The sequence below is a fragment of the Parashewanella curva genome (assembly GCF_003675895.1).
GTDB classification, from domain to species: domain Bacteria; phylum Pseudomonadota; class Gammaproteobacteria; order Enterobacterales; family Shewanellaceae; genus Parashewanella; species Parashewanella curva.
The window spans coordinates 1-16650 of the sequence record NZ_ML014830.1; the positions used below are offsets into that span (position 1 = coordinate 1).

Consider the following 16650-nt stretch of genomic DNA (forward strand, 5'->3'; position numbering starts at 1 on the left):
GCAAAAAGAGGGTTAATACCAATAACTTTGTCGGGTTAAGCCCCCCCCTACGAAAGAACCGAATGATCAAGCTCAGATCGAGCCACTGGATATTGAGGGTGGAGGGCAACTGATTTATTTAGGTTCAAGGTGTTGATAGAGAAATTTATCAATACCTTAACATTGATGCTCCTTCGAGCTTTTTATTATTTGCTGGAGCTGGTTCAGGAAAAACTAGAACACTTGTAAATGTACTTCAGGCTGTCCGTGACAATGAGCTTCATAGATTTATAAAAGCAGGACAGCGTATTGCCGTTATTACATACACTAATGCTGCTTGTGAAGAGATTAAGCATCGTCTTCAATACGATCCAATATTTGCAGTATCTACCATACACAGCTTTGTTTGGGAGTTAATTCAGCCATTTACAAGTGATATTAAGAAATGGTTGGAAACTGATTTAAGAGAAAATATTGATAAGTTACAAGACAAAATTAATAGAGCAAGAGATAAGTCTGGTCAAACAGCGATAAAAAATGCTCGAAGCAGAGATTCAAAATTAAAACGGTTGGAAAGACTTGATATAGTACAAAGCTTTGTATATAGCCCGACTAGCACACGACTGACAATCGGGTCTTTGACCCATACAGAGGTAATTAAAATTGCCACTGAATTTTTAAGTGAACAACCATTGTTTCAAAAAGTGTTAGTTAACAAATTCCCTATATTACTGATTGATGAAAGTCAGGATACAAACAAAGGGCTTATGGACGCACTTATACAGACCCAGCAAAATCATTCTGGTTGCTTTTCTTTAGGTCTTTTTGGTGATCTTATGCAAAGAATTTATAGTGGAGGTAAAGAGGATTTAGCTACGAACCTGCCTCAAAACTGGAAAACCCCAGAGAAGAAAACCAACTATCGTTCTCCTAAAAGGGTTATCAGGCTGATAAACAAAATTAGACATGAGGATGATGGTAAACAACAGGCCGAAAAGCCAGATGCAGAAGAAGGCATTGTTCGCTTATTTATAGTTCAGACACCCAACGAAAATAAGTCAGAGATTGAAGTTGGTATAAGAGAGCAGATGAAGGTCATAACTGATGATGAAAATTGGGAAGATGATAGTCAGGTAAAAACGTTAACGCTTGAACATGCCATGGCAGCTCGTAGAGGAGAATTTGATGAATTTTTCACTCCATTATCAACAGAGGATAGTCTTAGAGATTCCTTACTAAACGGAACGAGTTCGACATTTAAGTTTTGTACTCATCAAGTTTTACCTTTAGCAAATGTAATTCGTAATGAAGATGACTTTGAAATTATGAGAATTATAAAGAAATACTCTCATTTGATCGGAAAGGAGAATGAAGAGTTCTTTGCAGAACCGATAGCCCTATTAGCTTCAGTGGATGATGGGGTGAGTAAAGTCAAAACATTGCTGGAAAATGATATTAGCCTCAGAGAATTACTGTCACTAATAGGGAAGTATCAACTGTTAGTAATCCCTGATATCTTAAACGACCTTTTATTGGAAGATACCGTAGAACTCGAAGAGGAAGTTGAATTACCTCCCAACCAAGAAGCTTGGGATAAAGCACTTGATGCCAGACTTAGCCATGTTGAAAACTATGCGAAATATGTGACTGACGAGTTAGGTTTCGCTACACATCAGGGAGTTAAAGGGCTGGAATTTGATCGAGTTTTGGCAGTAATAGACGACAAAGATTCAAAGGGCTTTCTTTTCAAGTATGAGAAATTTTTTGGTGCTGAAGATCTGACGGCTACAGATAAGAGAAATGAGGCAAGTGGTATAGATTCAGTATTATCCAGAACCAGACGGCTGTTCTATGTAATATGCAGTAGAGCAGAGAAGAGTCTTGCTGTTGTTGCTTATTCACAAGATCCTTTAGCAGTGAAGAATCGTGCGATTGATGCTGAATGGTTTGTTGAAGATGAAATTATACTGATTTAGCTAGTAGGCCTTTTCTACATCTAATCTAATGTTACCGAGCTATGGTAAATGTTCTGGCTCGTTTTTTCAAAAGTTAGCTGGACATGTATAGATTTTCCAATTTTCTATACATGTCATGTTTAACATGTATAGATTTTAGCGTTTTTTATGCATATCAGTGTCGAATCACCTGTCAAATAACTGGTACAGCTCATTACCGTAATAATCAAACAGCATTAAAGGGAAGGCTGAAATCACTGCGACTTCGTTATTGGAGATGTGTTTTTCTAGCTGCTTTTCAAAGATAGAATCTTGTTCAATTTGTAGCACTGGTAGGGTTAAAGAATCATTAACCAAATAATTCGAACGAGCTAAATGACAATGGGTGATGCTGCGCCATGTATCAAATGTATAAGCTCCCCAATTATGATAACTCTTATCTAAATCTTGATTCTGGTTGATCCATTTTTTGTAATTGGTGAGATTTTTGGTTGAGTGAAGTTCTTCAGAAAAAGTGGAATCTTTTTGATGTCTGATAGCTTCAACCATCGGGTAACTGATGCACATCAAGCCACGTTCTTGAGGATCATTAAACGTATCAAGCATCACTTGAAGTTTTTCGTCATCAGCGTTTGAGCAGTGGCAATCGTAATCAAAGAATAAATAGATATCACTGATATTGTCAGGATCGTCAATTTCAAGCACAGCTTTATCATTTTCAGATAAGTTTGGCCGATTAGATAACTGCTCAACAAGAAGTTCATAAGTATCAAAATACTCATCCTTAACCACTTCTTGATAGAGCTTATAAATGTTACAACCGAATGATACTTTTAGGATTGTTTTCGTATCTTCATCAAGCAAATGGTGGCACAGATTATCGGTGATATTTGGCTCTGCCTTTTGCCCTTCAAAAATACATAAAACATAGCTACTCATCAAACGCTCCAGAGCGATACATCTTCTCTAAGTTATGAGCTTTGCGGATCTCTCTATTCGTCAATTTATGAATTGGCGTAAGGCATTGCTGATCTAATACAAAGTAACAATCAGGGCGAAGTAGGTTGTTGGAAAGTAAGCTACTGTTGTGTGTGGTGATAATGGATTGGCAGCTAATATCTGAAACCAGTCCAACAATACGTTTTGATAAAGCGAAGTGATAAAACGCATCAAACTCATCAATGTAAGCGAAAGAGATTTCACCTGCTTTGAGTTTTAGGTACCAATAGTAGAAATTGCCAAGCGACATAGTTCCGGTAGAGGCGACCAAAGAGAATTCAATTCCTTTACCATCAAAATCAAACTCAATGACTTCTTCCCCTTTGGCGCCAGATTGCTTTAGTTTGCAATCGACACCTGATTCATTGAGAAAGCTCTCGAAGTCCTTCAACATGCCTTGCTCAAGAATTGTCTGTGATATGCGCTTGGAATCAATAGGCTGACCATGAAACTCTTTGGTTCGATTCAAAGTACGGAAGAAAAGCATACCGTCAACAAATTCAACAAACTTATAAAAGGCTTGGTTAACAGCGTTGTCATCCAATAGAGCATTGGAGTTAACAAACTTTACTGCGGAAATGTTACGTCCCGTAAAGTCATTTTTTAGGCTTGAAGAACCTTTCAAGTTATAAGTAGCAATAGAAGAACTTCTTCGGTCTAGTTCAATAACGGTTTTACCATCAATGCTGAGTATTTCGAAAAGTGTTTCATCACAAACCTGCTTGGCATAATGATAGAGCACCTTGACGCCATCAAAGTCAAATTCATACTTAAATTCTGCATATTTACTACTTGAACGTGCATTTAGGTAGTTGGACTTGAGAGAACTAAGAACAATGGTATCTGTTAGGTGGCAGGTAATATCAAGTAAAGCCAACCCAAGATTAGACTTACCGTGACCATTCTTACCATAAATTATCCCGTGTTTAATTTTTCCATTAGAAACTGCATGATCATTGAACTCATAAGACTTGTCGGTTGTAAGATCTATCTCAAACCAATCTTCAAAATTTCTAAAGTTTTTAACGGAGAGTTTCGCCAGCATCTGTGATGTCCCTAGTCAGCTATGAGACTAACTATAACATATAGAAAAGGTGGTGCCGTAAAAAAAATACGGTTGTTTAGTGGGATAGTAGGCAGATTTCATTTCGTTATTAATGTTGTATTGTGATTTCTCTTTTTTGAGCAGCTTAGATATAGATAAATTGGGCTGTTATCAAAAAATATTTATTTTGCACTTGAATGTTCACTTTATACCCTCATTTATTTTATGGTCATTGAAAAAAGGAGGAAATGATGGCTGACTTGTCAAATGCAAAATGCCCATGTAGAGGCTGTGATCAAGTTGCTACAGATGAAAAATCTGTAGAAGAGTTATTTGGGATTCGAAATATGGGAGATGGAATCGTAAGAGTTCAATCATATTGTCGTAAGTGCAGAACATTACATTGTGAAGCAAGTAATCCTAAATGTAACTAATTGATCACCAAAGGTAGGATAAATGTAGTACCTACCTCATTTATGTTAGAGTGCGTATTTTTGGAGTTGGCTAAATGCCTCAAGTCTTTAGAATGGATGCTGTTGAATGGCTAAAATCTGTAGAAAGTTCAAGCATTGACTTATTTATCACTGACCCACCCTATGAGTCATTAGAAAAGCATAGAAAAATTGGAACAACTACAAGGCTTAAGGATAGTAAGTCTTCTAGTAATCAATGGTTTCAAATTTTTCCAAATGATCGATTTGAAGAGTTACTGTCTGAAATATATAGAGTTTTGAGGAAAAACTCTCACTTTTATCTATTTTGCGATCAGGAAACGATGTTTGTTGTTAAACCGATTGCAGAAAAAATAGGTTTTAAATTTTGGAAGCCTATCGTTTGGGATAAAGCAGCAATTGGTATGGGGTACCATTATCGAGCAAGATATGAATTCATACTATTCTTTGAGAAGGGAAAAAGAAAACTAAATGATCTAAGCATCCCAGATGTACTTGAGTTTAAAAGAGTTTGGAAAGGCTACCCTACAGAAAAACCATTACCATTGCTAGAAACACTAATACATCAAAGTTCATCAAAAGGGGAGGTTATTGCTGATTGCTTCTTTGGTTCGGGAACTACCCTTGTTGCTGCTGATAAATTGAATAGAACTTATTTAGGGTGCGATATTTCAGACAGTGCTCATGCCCACTTTTTACAAAGAATTAAACATCATCATGCATAGTCTTAAATAAACCTTATGGATAGGGGGGGAAATGTTATCACTGTTTCTAGGGGCAGGTTTTTCAAAATGGGCTTTTGATTTACCTCTTGTAAATGATCTTTTTGATTTCGATATAGAGCCCACCTCTGAATTAGAAATGCGAAGGTTATTACTAATAGAAAATGACTGGAAAGAGTGGAGAGCTAATAATCTCAACATTACACCTGAGAGGTTTGTCTATTGGTGTATGAATAAGTCTTCTCATCGTAAAAGCAGGATTATTTGGTATATAAGTCGAAGATTATCAGAACCATTTATGACCAAAATAAGGGGAGGGCTGACATCAGCAATGTTTGATGAGCGACGAATAAGGGAAAACCCAAGGATAGTAGAGCTCCGCTGTTTCTTTGAGCAATTGCTTAAGAAAGGCTTAACGAGTGTAATTACTTGCAATTACGATACTATTGTTGAGTGCATACTTGGTACGAAAAAGTTTAATTACGGTGTTCAAGGCGAGCAACTAGTTGGACGAGGCATAAACCCCCAGTTTCCATGGCAAAATGCTCACTTAAAAGTTATGGGTGAGTTGCCTTTAATAAAACTGCATGGGTCTTTATCTTGGGATGAAAATAAAAAATATACCAGTGGCAAGCTTGGGAAAGCAGGAAAAAGCTTCATTGTCCCACCTGCACCAGAAAAGTTAGCACCTGATGAATTGGCAGATGTATGGCAATTAGGAGCTGAGTTGTTAGTAGGTACAAGGTTTCTGATAGTCTTTGGATTTGCTTTTAACCCTTATGATGAAGCCCTATTAAACTTTTTGAAACAACATACTAAAAATGTAGAGAATGTACTCTTGGTTGATCCTTTTCCAAACTTTTCAGCAGCTAAAAAATTGTGGAGCAATTGTAATATTCGCTCCGTAGACCCACGAAATAATAACTTATTGGATTTAGCTTTAGATTAAAATGAAAAAAATCTATAAATACATGCCTATTAGAGAAATGCTGTTCCAACATCCTAGCTTACGTGGCAGTCAGAGGGGAGTTCTAAATGATCCTTTTGAATTAAATCCTGCACAAGAGTTATATGATCATTTAATAAAAAACAGCAATGATCACACTCGACTTTTTGAAAGGGCTGATGAGTTAAGTGCCAGAAACAGTTTAACTGACATCGGTGTAATTTCATTCACCGAGAATTACAATAACTTATTAATGTGGTCACATTATGCTGATGAGCATAAAGGTATGGTTGTAGAGTTTGATTATCAGAAGTTATCCAATTACTTTAATTCAAAACTTATCACAGATACATCAATTGGTAGAGTTCGTTACAACAGCGAGCGAACGCCAACTATTCACAGCGAAATAGATGTCTCAGATATTTTACTTTCAAAAGGTGATGACTGGATATACGAAAAAGAGCATAGAATACTTCCTAATCTTATTAATGCAGATTCAGTTATAGTTAAAAGTGAAATTTTTGAGCAATGCCATGACTTCTACGATGACTTATATATCAATCTGTTTCACGTAAAAGAGAAAAAGGATGGCTTAGTAAAATTTGAAGTGAATATTTTTGAATGTGAACGTTTGGATGCTAAAAGAAATGATGGTAGTTCCACCGATGATGATGAGGAAATGAGCTTTAGTCATAGTGAATCAGTTTTAAATGAGATTTATACAACTTTAGCTGTATTTCCATCCACAATTTTTTTATTCAATTTCCCTTTAGAAACCATCACTTCTATCTTTCTCGGGTGCCGTGTACCTGAGGATAGGGTCATTGAATTAAAGAAAATTATTTCGCAAGACATATGTGTGTATAAAGCTGAGTTAAATAAATCAAGATTTGCGTTAGATTTTAATTTATAAATCCTGTTCAACGCTTGTTGCCTCACGAGCCCGAATCATAAACACGCTTCGAGTCTGAGCCTTCAAACTTGGTGTAGCCTCAGCTGCTATACCAAGTTTCTCTAATTCATTAGCAAATTCTTCACGCCAAACTTGAGGCTGTCCCTTTTTGATATGCAGTCGTTTACCATCAAAGCCTAAGTTACGGACGGTTAAGTGAACGTGTGGACTGTCGGTATCAGTATGAAGTGCCATGACATAACGGTGGTTGTCTGCAAACTTCTTTTTGGCAAATGATCTAACCGCTTGTTTTACTGCTTTGGCTTCGGTGCCATTTGGCATCGAAAGTACAAGGTGGGTTGAGTGACGAGTGTTTCTGTTTGAATTTACTTTGGATGATTCTTTCCAGCTTTTAGCCAGTTCTTGAATAGCATTATGCTCAAGGTATGTGTGACCCAGTTCATCTTCTATTTCAATCTTTCCGTTGCGGCTGATGTAGTCGAAGTGTGATTGAGTATGACTGTTGCTATGGCAAAAGCCACTGACTTTCACCATGACTTGTGGTGGCTTTTGAGTTGAAGAATAAGTGCTTCGAATTCGGTTGGCTTTGGTCTTTACTCTATCAGAGAATAAAGCGTCAGATGAATTAGGATGCCAGCTCATCGTTTACCCCTTTCCAGCGCTTATGACCTTGTTGAATTAAGTCTTCAACTTTGGTGCTATGTTGATTAATTCTATCAACAAGTAGCTCAATCATTTCTGCTGTGATTTTATCGCTTTGACGAAATTCGATATTCAGTACTCTGGCGATTTGGTTAAGGTTGCGACCAATCGCAGCTAACTGGCGATTCGATTCTTTTAAGGCATCGGTTTCAGTAATAGACAATACGGGCTTGTTTCTGAGTTTCGACAATATTGCGGCTCGTACCCAATGACTTTGATTGAGATAACCTTCGTATTTGGCTTGCTCCTTGAGCATTTTTAATGTGTGCTCAGATAGACGAACCGTCACTTTATCTGATTTTGTTTCATTAAAGGGAATGGCAAGTTTGGCGATTGGCGAGGAACGGTTAATCAGCATTCTGAGCATATCCGATTGGCTGATCCCGCTGCTTTGACAGTACAAAAGCCAGTTCTCTTTTTCCTCATCTGTAAGTCGAGTTTTAACAACATGATTGCCCATATAAAACCCCTCTATTACATGGCTGTATCCTTGCTTTTTTATTTCATGTTTTTGGTTGAATATCCAGCAATTTTTAGGTGAGTAGGCGATTAAATTGGCTTTGGTACCAACGGGAGACGGAGTTGGTACTAAAGGCTGATTTTTTGCGAATCCTGCCATAGAAATTAAGAGAAAATTGGAGGGGCGAGGTGGTTGGTTTTCCCCTAGAACTGCGAAAGACAAATTACTCCAAATAAAGGCTAAAAGCACAATTACATCTAATTTCTCATTTATTACGTGGGCATTAGGGGCATCTTAATAACAGCTTAATAACTATAAAGATTTTGTTTAAAAGTTGAGGGGCATGAAATACATTAGTTTGGACACAGTGGGAACTGGAATAAGTTATGAAAGAAAAAATTTTCAAATGTTCACAAATGTTCATCCATACAAGTCCAAACTCGTCCAGTGCTAGTTATCGGTTTTATAGAAAGCTTGAGAAGATTATAGGAGTTAAATAACGCCTATAAGGAATCATTATGTCTATATTCACCGAAGAAAAAATTCTGCGCTTACCCGAGGTTAAATCCAGAACGGGAATTGCTCGAAGTACGATCTATAAATTGATAGACGCAGGTGATTTTCCACCACCAGTAGCACTTGGTGCTAGAGCTGTCGGTTGGCTTGAAAGTGACGTAAATGAATGGATCGCTTCACGTCGTGTTTATAGTCCGAAGTAGGAGACTTGCCTATGAGAGCCGTACCTCAACCTATCATCGAATTACCCAGCGACTTTTATTATGACGAAAATACAAAGTGGCTAATGCGTCAAGGATCAGATAATAACCCCGCCTACCGTGTCTGTTCTTGGTTGCAAGTTGAAGCCAGAACTCGTGATACAACAGGTTCAAATTATGGCTATTTACTGCATTGGGTCGATGATGATAATCGACCCAAACGTTGGGCTATGCCTGCGGAGTTACTTGCCAGTGATGGTAGCCAATACAGACGGATTTTGTTGATGAAAGGACTCAAGATAAGCAGTACCGTTAAAGCTCGTCAATCGCTTACTTATTTTATTCAAAGAATGGGAGAGTTGGTACAAAAACGAGTGTATAGCGTGCCGCACATAGGTTGGCACCAAAAGTCATTTGTGCATCCGCAACTGACATTCAAGCCGCAATTTTCAAAAGATGAATTTGTACTGCAAACCATGAGTGCAACAGTAGGAATGTCGAGGCAAGGGAGTAGCCAATCATGGAAGAATAATATTGGTAAATACTGCCAACACAACTCAATTTTAAATCTTGGAATTTGTGCAGCGTTAGCTTCTCCATTATTACGGCTGTGTTCAAGTGATGGTTTTGGTATTCATTTAACTGGTGATAGCAGTATCGGTAAAACAGCAGCTTTGTTTCCTGCGTTATCTGTTTGGGGGAGGCCATCCCAACTTTGTAACACTTGGCGTTCAACGGCTAATGGTTTAGAAGGTACTGCCCTGATGTTCAATGACTGCCTTTTAGCCTTAGATGAAATTGGTGAAATAGATCCCAGAGAAATCGGCAGCATTGCTTATATGTTGGCAAATGGTGAAGGAAAAAATCGACTTAAAGATTCCTGTGAAACTCGACGCCCCCCAAGATGGAAACTAGTATTTTTATCGACGGGCGAGGTAACACTAGAACACCTAATGGCAAGTGTAGGTAAGAACATTAAAGCGGGTCAGCAAGTCAGAGTTATCGATCTACAAGCCGATGCTGGTTTGGATATGGGGATTTTTGAAGAAACCTATGGGATGAAGCCAGCTGAGTTTGCCGATCACCTAAAACGGCAAAGTGAAGGCTGTTATGGTTTTATTTCTTATGAGTGGTTGAATGAATTGGTGAACCGTCAAAGTGAGGTGAGTCCATTTTGTCATGAGATAAGGAATCGCTTTCACTGTGATATACCAAAACATGCTGACGGGCAGGTTTTACGAGTCGCCAATAAATTCGCTTTGCTTGCCGCAGCTGGGAAATTGGCAATTAAATGGAATATCTTGGATTGGGAGGCAAACGCCTGTTTTTATGCGTGCCGTAAGCTATTTTTCAAATGGCTTGATGGACGAGGCGGGGCTAATTCTGGTGAAGAACTGCAAGCCATTGAGCGAGTTCGTAGTTTCATTCAGCAATATGGTACCAGCCGATTTATTACGTTAAAGCCCACTTGGAACAATGTTGTACAAAATTGCGTAGGAGTCATAGATAATCGCCACCAGTATTCAACAGAAGATGTTTATTGTTTTCATGGAGAAGGCTGGCGTGAGGTTTTAAAAGGTTTAGATTCCAAAAGAGCGGCGAGAGCGTTAGCAAATGCTGGGTACTTAATCTCAGATACCGACAAACTACAAAAGAAGATGAAACTACCTGATGGCTCAAGACCACGCTTGTATTGCGTGAAGAAAAGTATCCTAAATGAACATTGATAGCTGTTGTGGCGGTTTTTAGGGGCAAGGCGATTTTAAGTGCCCACTATAACCGATTGATAATTAAGGTTTGCCCACGATGACCCCATTGCCCACGGGAAATAGGGGGAGTGCGTTGAATGAAAGTGAATTTATGGACATGTTCTTTAAACTGTACAAGTAAAACAAGCTCGGCTATACTTGTTCCATAACTTGTACATGTGAGGTTGTTATGAGAATTGTATCTTTCACTGAAGCTCGTAATAGTTTGAAGTCAGTTTTAGATCATGTCGTAGAAGATGCTGATACGACGGTCATCACTCGAAGAGATTCAGAAGACGCTGTGGTTATGTCTCTAGATTACTACAATAGCTTAATGGAAACGGTTCATCTCTTACGTTCTCCTGAAAATGCGAACCATTTAAGTCGCTCAATTGCCCAGTATCAAGCAGGTAAAGTCACTTCAAGAGAGCTAATTGATGAGTAGTCGATTGCTTTCATGGACAGATGAAGCCTGGTCTGATTATTTATATTGGCAAAATCAAGATAAGAAGACGTTAAAGCGCATTAATAAATTAATTAATGATACTAAACGCTCTCCATTTGAAGGGATAGGAAAACCAGAACCTCTAAAAGAGAATCTATCTGGTTTCTGGTCTCGACGAATTGATGATACTAACCGTCTCGTTTATGCCATTGAAGATAGTGCTATTGTGATTATTTCTTGTCGATATCATTATTAATTCCATTTTGTAAATTATTTGACCTAAAAATAATAAAATCTTTGAAAGGAAGCGTATTGTGTTTTTACGAGTTCTACTTCTACTCCCTTTATTATTCATCACCGCATGTGCCAATCTGAATGTGTCTACTGATTACAGTATTAAGCCTGATTCGAAAAAAGGCTTGGTTGTTTTTTCATTTACAACCGAAGGTTTGCTGGATAACTATTTTTTAAAATATAGAGGCATTGATAACCCGAATGAGAATGCAATTGTGCTATGGACTATCTATGATACGTTTGATTGGCATGATTCTCCCGAAGGAAGGTTGGTTGTTGTTGAGTTGGACGAAGGCAGCTATGAATTTCATGAAATTAGATTAGGAGCAATCCATACATTAGAGAGGATGTCTATTCCGTTCAAAGCCAAAGCGGGAAAAGTAGTTTACATGGGAAATTTACATGTGAATTTTCAAGAGGAGCTAGTTTTTGTGAGTTCCTATGACGAAAGCAGCCGAGATTTAGAGCTATTATTTTCAAAGTACAAAAAACTCGATGAAAAAGATGTAATCAAAGACCGCTTCCTAATCAAGTGATATTTCACGTCATTGAATAATTGTAGATACTGTAAGTTATTTTACTGTAATAAAATTTACAGTATCTATGTTGTGGTTTAAGATTAGTAAAAGCCTCTCACTGGTCGATGCCCAATGCAAAAATTTTATAACCGTGAAAAAGAGTTAAAACTACTTCGAAAAATCTCACAAAACCTTACCACTCATAAAGGTCAGCTTAGCGTTATGGTGGGTAGAAGACGTGTTGGTAAAACTCGACTACTCAATGAAGCCTTTGCTGGACAAGATGTTAAGTACCTCTACTTTTTTATTAGCCGTAAAACAGAAAGCTCTCTCGTTAATGAGTTTGCCGCAATCATTCAAAATGAGCTTGGTGCTAAGTTCTTTCAGCCGCAAAGTTTAAAAGATATTTTTGAGTACTTGTTGGATTACGCAAAAACAAATCCAATCACTGTGATTGTTGATGAATTCCAAGATATTCAAAGAGTGAATCCAAGTTTGTTCTCAGATATTCAGAACTTATGGGACTCATCAAAGCAGTCTTCTATGATGCATTTGATCTGTTGTGGTTCTCTTTACAATATGATGACTCGGATCTTTAAAGGTAAGGATGAACCACTACTCAACAGAGATGATCGCTTCTTTAAAATTCAGCCTTTAAAGCCAACTTATATTCGCTCTGTAATAGAAGACCACGGTAAGTTTGATGCTGAAACCATGCTCAACTGGTGGTGTTTATCAGGCGGAATTCCTAAATACTTAGAATGGTTAGCGAATTTTGCGAGTGAAAACGACAACATATTTGAAGAGGTTATTTCAGATTTTTCACCCTTTATAAAAGAAGGGACGCATCGTCTAGTTGAAGACTTTGGCTCAGAACACCGTATTTACTTCGATATTCTTGGTGCTATTTCACAGGGAAACACCAGTCGCTCACAGATTGAAAACTATTTGGGTATTGGTGTCGGTGTGCATTTGGAAAAGTTAGAAGAAGATTTCGACTCTATTACAAAGATGCGTCCGATAACTTCAAAAGAAACGTCAAGGGATGTTCGATACTCGATATCAGATCCATTTTTAAAATTCTGGTTCCGCTTTATTCATGCTAATAAAAGCGCTGTCGAGATGGAGAACTACGCTTACATCAGACGACACATAGCCAGAGATTTTGAAACCTACTCAGGCTGGGAACTTGAATCTTTATTTGAGGCCATTTTAATGGAATCAAATCAGTTCGGTCGCATTGGCGGTTATTGGGATAGCAAAGGCAAAAATGAGATTGATATTGTCGCCATTAATGATCTTGATAAGAAAATACTCATTGTCGAAGTTAAACGAAACCAGCAAAAGTACAAAGAAGCCAAGCTTATTGAGAAATCTCATGATCTACTTAAAAAGTTAAAGCTGAAAAACTATGAGATTACCTACCGTGGCTTCTCACTAGATAACCTAATTGAAGTGATGGATGAGTTTGTAGGCTAGGAGGTGTATAGAAATTATTTTTGAGTCATAGAATGTTTGTCTATCACTAAGCATTTAGCTATCGTTGCAATACTATGTATAACAAATGGTAGAAATATGAAAACTGAAATGCTCAGCACTCGTATCGATCAGGAGACTAAATTAGCTTTTACTCACATCTGTGATGAGGTAGGTTTAAGTCCATCGCAAGCACTAAAGCTGTTTGCTAAAGCCGTGATCAACTATGGCGGAATCCCGTTCGAACTGCGCTCAAGAACTCCAAACGCTAAAACCCTTGAAGCCATTAAAGAGCTGGAAAGTGGAGAAGGTAATAAGGCTAATGACGTAAAGACAATGTTTGCCGAACTTGGAGTCAACGAGGCATAAAATGTATTGTATCAACTCGAATACTCAAGCCAGTTTAAGAAAGACTTTAAAAAGGTTGCTAAGCTTTCTATTCCTTACACAAACACCACCCTGTCACGGTGACAGAATTACGATTGAATAATGTTTAATTTACAACTAGTTCCTGCTCGTCACTCTCTAACTAGCCCATTTCTGGTTTGAGCATTAGTTGAATTTATGAGAAGTCAGAGTGGCTGATTACTACAACATCATAAAACTCTAATATGTTCTTGGAGTGTTAGATACTCACCCATTTTTTGGTTAAAGAATTTAAGCATTGATTGATAAACACTCTCATAAAATGTATCACAAAGCTTATTTTGTCTAGCTCGACAAATTCTTTTGCCGTTGTTAAAAAGTGAAACAGTGTATTTTTTATTTGAGCCACAGGCTTGGGGAGCGGGTGATAAGTGAATAGGAATGACTAATTTATTTTCTCTTCCTGAAGATAACGCCAATTTTTCAACAATAAGCTCGGAATCACCAACATTTATTACGTTGATTTTCAAGCCATCTACACTTTGGTAATAGGTTGCTTGTATAGGATTAATCGATTCTGTAGGAGTCATAATTACCTCAATGTGTGAAAATGTTCTGATTTAACCTCTCCATCACACTACTATTCTCATTCTGAATAAGAAGTAGTCTAAAAATAAGTCAACTCACTACCTTAAACCCTCTAAACCCTGTAACAGAAACACTGCCTTTAGAGGCATTTTCAATGTGGTTACTCCACCATTCCATCATTGGTCTTCTACGCTTGAGATATTTAGCATGATTGTAAGCATCTCTTACTTGATTATCATCCACGTGTGATAATGCCACCTCAATTAAATCACGATTAAAACCTTCTGAGTTTAACGTGGTACTGGCAAGTGATCTTAATCCATGACTGACTAAACGGTTAGCAAAGCCCATTCGTTTTAATGCCATATTGGCTGTTTGACTGTTACAGTGAGATTTTGGGTCGCGATCTGAAGGGAACACATATTCACGGTGACCGCTAATAGGATGCATCACTTGTAGAATCCTAATCATAGAGTCAGTTAAAGGGATAACATGCTCACGGCGGCGCTTCATCTTTTCAGCAGGAATTGTCCAAATTTTTTCTTCAAGATCAATCTCACTCCATTGAGTCATGGCGGTTTCAACTGGACGAGTCATTGTGTGCAATTGCCACTCAATTAAACATCGAGTGCTTCGCTTAATAGAAGCATTAGCAATTGTCATCATTAACTCAGGCAACTCTTCAGGTTTTAGAGTTAACATGTTTTCAGGTTTTGGCTTCTTAAAGCCAGCGTTAATGCCACTAAGTGGATTGGCAAAGATAAGCCCAGTATTTACGGCAAACACCATGATTTCATTGAGTCGCTGACAAAGGCGTTTGACTGTCTCTAAGTGACCAGCAGCCTCGATGGGCTTAAGTAGCTGGATCATGTTTGGTGCTGTAATGGTGGAAATTGGAATATTGCCAAATTTAGGGAAGACATATCGTTCTAATGAGCGCCAAACATCATCAGCGTAATTTTCAGAGACACTATGCTTTTTGATTTCGAACCACTGTTCGCTCACTCGTTTTAGGGTGTTATAAGCAAGGTCTTTCTCTATTTGTCTTTGTTGGTTTCGATGCTCTTTAGGATCGATACCGTGAGCTAAGATAGATCTGGCATCTATGGCTTGCTTTCTTGCCATAGCCAGAGTTACGCTGGGGTAGGCGCCAAGTCCCATATTGATCCGCTTTCTGGTGAGCGGATGAAGGTAGTTAAAGTTCCAAGACTTGGTACCCGTTGTTCGTATCCTGAGTTGTAATCCGTCACCATCACATAGCACTTTATCTTTGGACGAAGGTTTGACTCCCTTGATTTCCTTATCGGTGAGTCGAGTTACTTTGTTACCCATTTTCATCACCTTAGTAGAAACGTGTATTACAGAAATTACTCCTAGTTGTGAGTGAATACCACAAGGAATACTAAATTTAATGGTTGTAATAAAAACTAGGTGGAAGTTAATGGATGTTAATGGACGCTAACTGATTAAATTTATATTGATTTAGGCAATAAAAAAGACGTCCGAAGACGTCTTTGTTATTAAATTTTGTGGAGGCGGGGGGATTTGAACCCCCGTCCAGAAAGCCTACATTTTATTCTAGTAACCGTGTTATGGGCGTTATAGAGCATTTTCAATAACTTAAAATATCTATGTGTACCTTCAGAGACCGTCAGGTAGCGGCAGTGTGGACACTTTGTGGACACTCAACTTTCTCATTTTTAAGCATTGCTCATTAGTCTTGGTGAGAGACATGACTTGTTTTGACATTTGAACCTTTAAGGTACATCAACGAAATGATCGCTTCTTTCTGGAGCAATCATTCCAAGGCACCATTTACCTATAAAAGTTTTACGATTCCATAGGTTAGATTGTCTTTTAAACAACATGTCAGCTACAAAATTAGAAATTTCAATATCTGATTTATTTGGTTGTAAATCATTTTCTTTGATCGCATCGAAAAGTTCCTTTGCATATTTTTTGCGATTTCGAATATCTTGCTTCTTGGTTAGAACCGAGATTAACGGACTTAGTACTAGAGCCATTGATACGAATAGTATTAACATAAAACCAATCACAAGGAGAATGGAAACAACCATTGCTTGGCGATATATACTTTGCTGGTGAGGGCTATTATCAGAATCAAATTCTCGTATCCCTACACCTTTGGCAATAACCTTGACATCTGGCTTTTCTCTTCGGGTGTGGGTCTTTTAAATCGACACAGTTATCAACATCCGTATAACCTCTGTTTGGATTGCTTTTTGTGATATTCCCAATATTTTTCGAGATCACCACTCGACCTTAACGACCTTAGTTTTAATATGGCCTCTGCACCTTCTAGGCT

At 38.0% G+C, this 16650-nt stretch carries 19 protein-coding genes; 12 read left to right on the plus strand and 7 right to left on the minus strand.

The window, feature by feature from the left end; genetic code table 11:
• Positions 1 to 161 precede the first annotated feature (161 nt).
• Positions 162 to 1955, plus strand: coding sequence for a UvrD-helicase domain-containing protein (locus D5018_RS17950; protein WP_243637469.1), 1794 nt, complete (start codon positions 162 to 164; stop codon positions 1953 to 1955).
• A 165-nt stretch (positions 1956 to 2120) separates the two neighbouring features.
• Here the strand turns inward: D5018_RS17950 and D5018_RS17955 are convergent, their stop codons facing one another.
• Both D5018_RS17955 and D5018_RS17960 read right to left on the minus strand, forming a co-directional pair.
• Positions 2121 to 2873, minus strand: a complete 753-nt coding sequence (locus D5018_RS17955) for a hypothetical protein (protein ID WP_121840371.1) — start codon at positions 2871 to 2873, stop codon at positions 2121 to 2123.
• On the minus strand, positions 2866 to 3978 hold the full coding sequence (locus D5018_RS17960; protein WP_121840372.1) for an AAA family ATPase: 1113 nt from the start codon (positions 3976 to 3978) through the stop codon (positions 2866 to 2868). The genes D5018_RS17955 and D5018_RS17960 overlap by 8 nt, the downstream gene beginning before the upstream one ends.
• 248 nt (positions 3979 to 4226) lie before the next feature.
• Here D5018_RS17960 and D5018_RS17965 point away from each other — a divergent pair, with 248 nt between their 5' ends.
• From D5018_RS17965 to D5018_RS17980, 4 genes are all read left to right on the plus strand, one after another.
• The gene (locus D5018_RS17965; protein ID WP_207819366.1) at positions 4227 to 4412 is read left to right on the plus strand and encodes a hypothetical protein; all 186 of its coding nucleotides are present in this window, start codon (positions 4227 to 4229) and stop codon (positions 4410 to 4412) included.
• A gap of 74 nt (positions 4413 to 4486) precedes the next feature.
• A complete protein-coding gene (locus tag D5018_RS17970) occupies positions 4487 to 5155 on the plus strand; it encodes a DNA-methyltransferase (protein ID WP_121840374.1) in 669 nt (222 codons plus the stop codon).
• A gap of 31 nt (positions 5156 to 5186) precedes the next feature.
• Positions 5187 to 6101, plus strand: a complete 915-nt coding sequence (locus D5018_RS17975; protein ID WP_121840375.1) for an SIR2 family protein — start codon at positions 5187 to 5189, stop codon at positions 6099 to 6101.
• Position 6102: 1 nt separating this feature from the next.
• Positions 6103 to 7011 carry a DUF2971 domain-containing protein gene (locus D5018_RS17980; RefSeq protein WP_121840376.1) on the plus strand — a complete coding sequence of 303 codons (909 nt, stop codon included), beginning with the start codon at positions 6103 to 6105 and terminating at the stop codon, positions 7009 to 7011.
• Here the strand turns inward: D5018_RS17980 and D5018_RS17985 are convergent.
• Both D5018_RS17985 and D5018_RS17990 read right to left on the minus strand, forming a co-directional pair.
• Positions 7006 to 7653, minus strand: coding sequence for a relaxase/mobilization nuclease domain-containing protein (locus tag D5018_RS17985; RefSeq protein ID WP_121840377.1), 648 nt, complete (start codon positions 7651 to 7653; stop codon positions 7006 to 7008). The genes D5018_RS17980 and D5018_RS17985 overlap by 6 nt on opposite strands.
• Complete coding sequence (locus tag D5018_RS17990; RefSeq protein WP_121840378.1) at positions 7637 to 8395, minus strand: plasmid mobilization protein; 759 nt, start codon at positions 8393 to 8395, stop codon at positions 7637 to 7639. Before D5018_RS17990 ends, D5018_RS17985 begins: the two co-directional genes overlap by 17 nt.
• A 296-nt stretch (positions 8396 to 8691) precedes the next feature.
• On the opposite strand from D5018_RS17990, the gene D5018_RS17995 reads away from it, so the two are divergent.
• From D5018_RS17995 to D5018_RS18025, 7 genes are all read left to right on the plus strand, one after another.
• A complete protein-coding gene (locus D5018_RS17995; protein ID WP_121840379.1) occupies positions 8692 to 8892 on the plus strand; it encodes a helix-turn-helix transcriptional regulator in 201 nt (66 codons plus the stop codon).
• A gap of 11 nt (positions 8893 to 8903) precedes the next feature.
• Positions 8904 to 10616 (plus strand): DUF927 domain-containing protein, encoded by a 1713-nt coding sequence (locus tag D5018_RS18000; RefSeq protein WP_207819375.1) that lies wholly within the window; start codon positions 8904 to 8906, stop codon positions 10614 to 10616.
• A 211-nt stretch (positions 10617 to 10827) separates the two neighbouring features.
• The gene (locus D5018_RS18005; RefSeq protein WP_121840380.1) at positions 10828 to 11082 is read left to right on the plus strand and encodes a type II toxin-antitoxin system Phd/YefM family antitoxin; all 255 of its coding nucleotides are present in this window, start codon (positions 10828 to 10830) and stop codon (positions 11080 to 11082) included.
• Positions 11075 to 11338 carry a Txe/YoeB family addiction module toxin gene (locus tag D5018_RS18010; RefSeq protein ID WP_121840381.1) on the plus strand — a complete coding sequence of 88 codons (264 nt, stop codon included), beginning with the start codon at positions 11075 to 11077 and terminating at the stop codon, positions 11336 to 11338. Before D5018_RS18005 ends, D5018_RS18010 begins: the two co-directional genes overlap by 8 nt.
• 58 nt (positions 11339 to 11396) lie before the next feature.
• On the plus strand, positions 11397 to 11912 hold the full coding sequence (locus D5018_RS18015; protein ID WP_121840382.1) for a hypothetical protein: 516 nt from the start codon (positions 11397 to 11399) through the stop codon (positions 11910 to 11912).
• A 114-nt stretch (positions 11913 to 12026) separates the two neighbouring features.
• Entirely contained in the window at positions 12027 to 13373 is a 1347-nt protein-coding gene (locus D5018_RS18020) for an ATP-binding protein (protein ID WP_121840383.1), read from the plus strand.
• Between the two features lie 96 nt (positions 13374 to 13469).
• Positions 13470 to 13739: a type II toxin-antitoxin system RelB/DinJ family antitoxin gene (locus D5018_RS18025; RefSeq protein ID WP_121840384.1), complete on the plus strand. Its 270-nt coding sequence runs from the start codon at positions 13470 to 13472 to the stop codon at positions 13737 to 13739.
• Between the two features lie 227 nt (positions 13740 to 13966).
• On the opposite strand, the gene D5018_RS18030 is transcribed toward D5018_RS18025, so the two are convergent.
• The 3 genes from D5018_RS18030 to D5018_RS18040 all read right to left on the minus strand — a co-directional run bounded on the left by D5018_RS18030 (position 13967) and on the right by D5018_RS18040 (position 16369).
• Positions 13967 to 14326 (minus strand): hypothetical protein, encoded by a 360-nt coding sequence (locus tag D5018_RS18030; RefSeq protein WP_121840385.1) that lies wholly within the window; start codon positions 14324 to 14326, stop codon positions 13967 to 13969.
• A gap of 88 nt (positions 14327 to 14414) precedes the next feature.
• Positions 14415 to 15656 carry an integrase domain-containing protein gene (locus D5018_RS18035; protein WP_121840386.1) on the minus strand — a complete coding sequence of 414 codons (1242 nt, stop codon included), beginning with the start codon at positions 15654 to 15656 and terminating at the stop codon, positions 14415 to 14417.
• A gap of 425 nt (positions 15657 to 16081) precedes the next feature.
• Positions 16082 to 16369 (minus strand): hypothetical protein, encoded by a 288-nt coding sequence (locus D5018_RS18040; RefSeq protein WP_165905103.1) that lies wholly within the window; start codon positions 16367 to 16369, stop codon positions 16082 to 16084.
• Positions 16370 to 16650 lie beyond the last annotated feature (281 nt).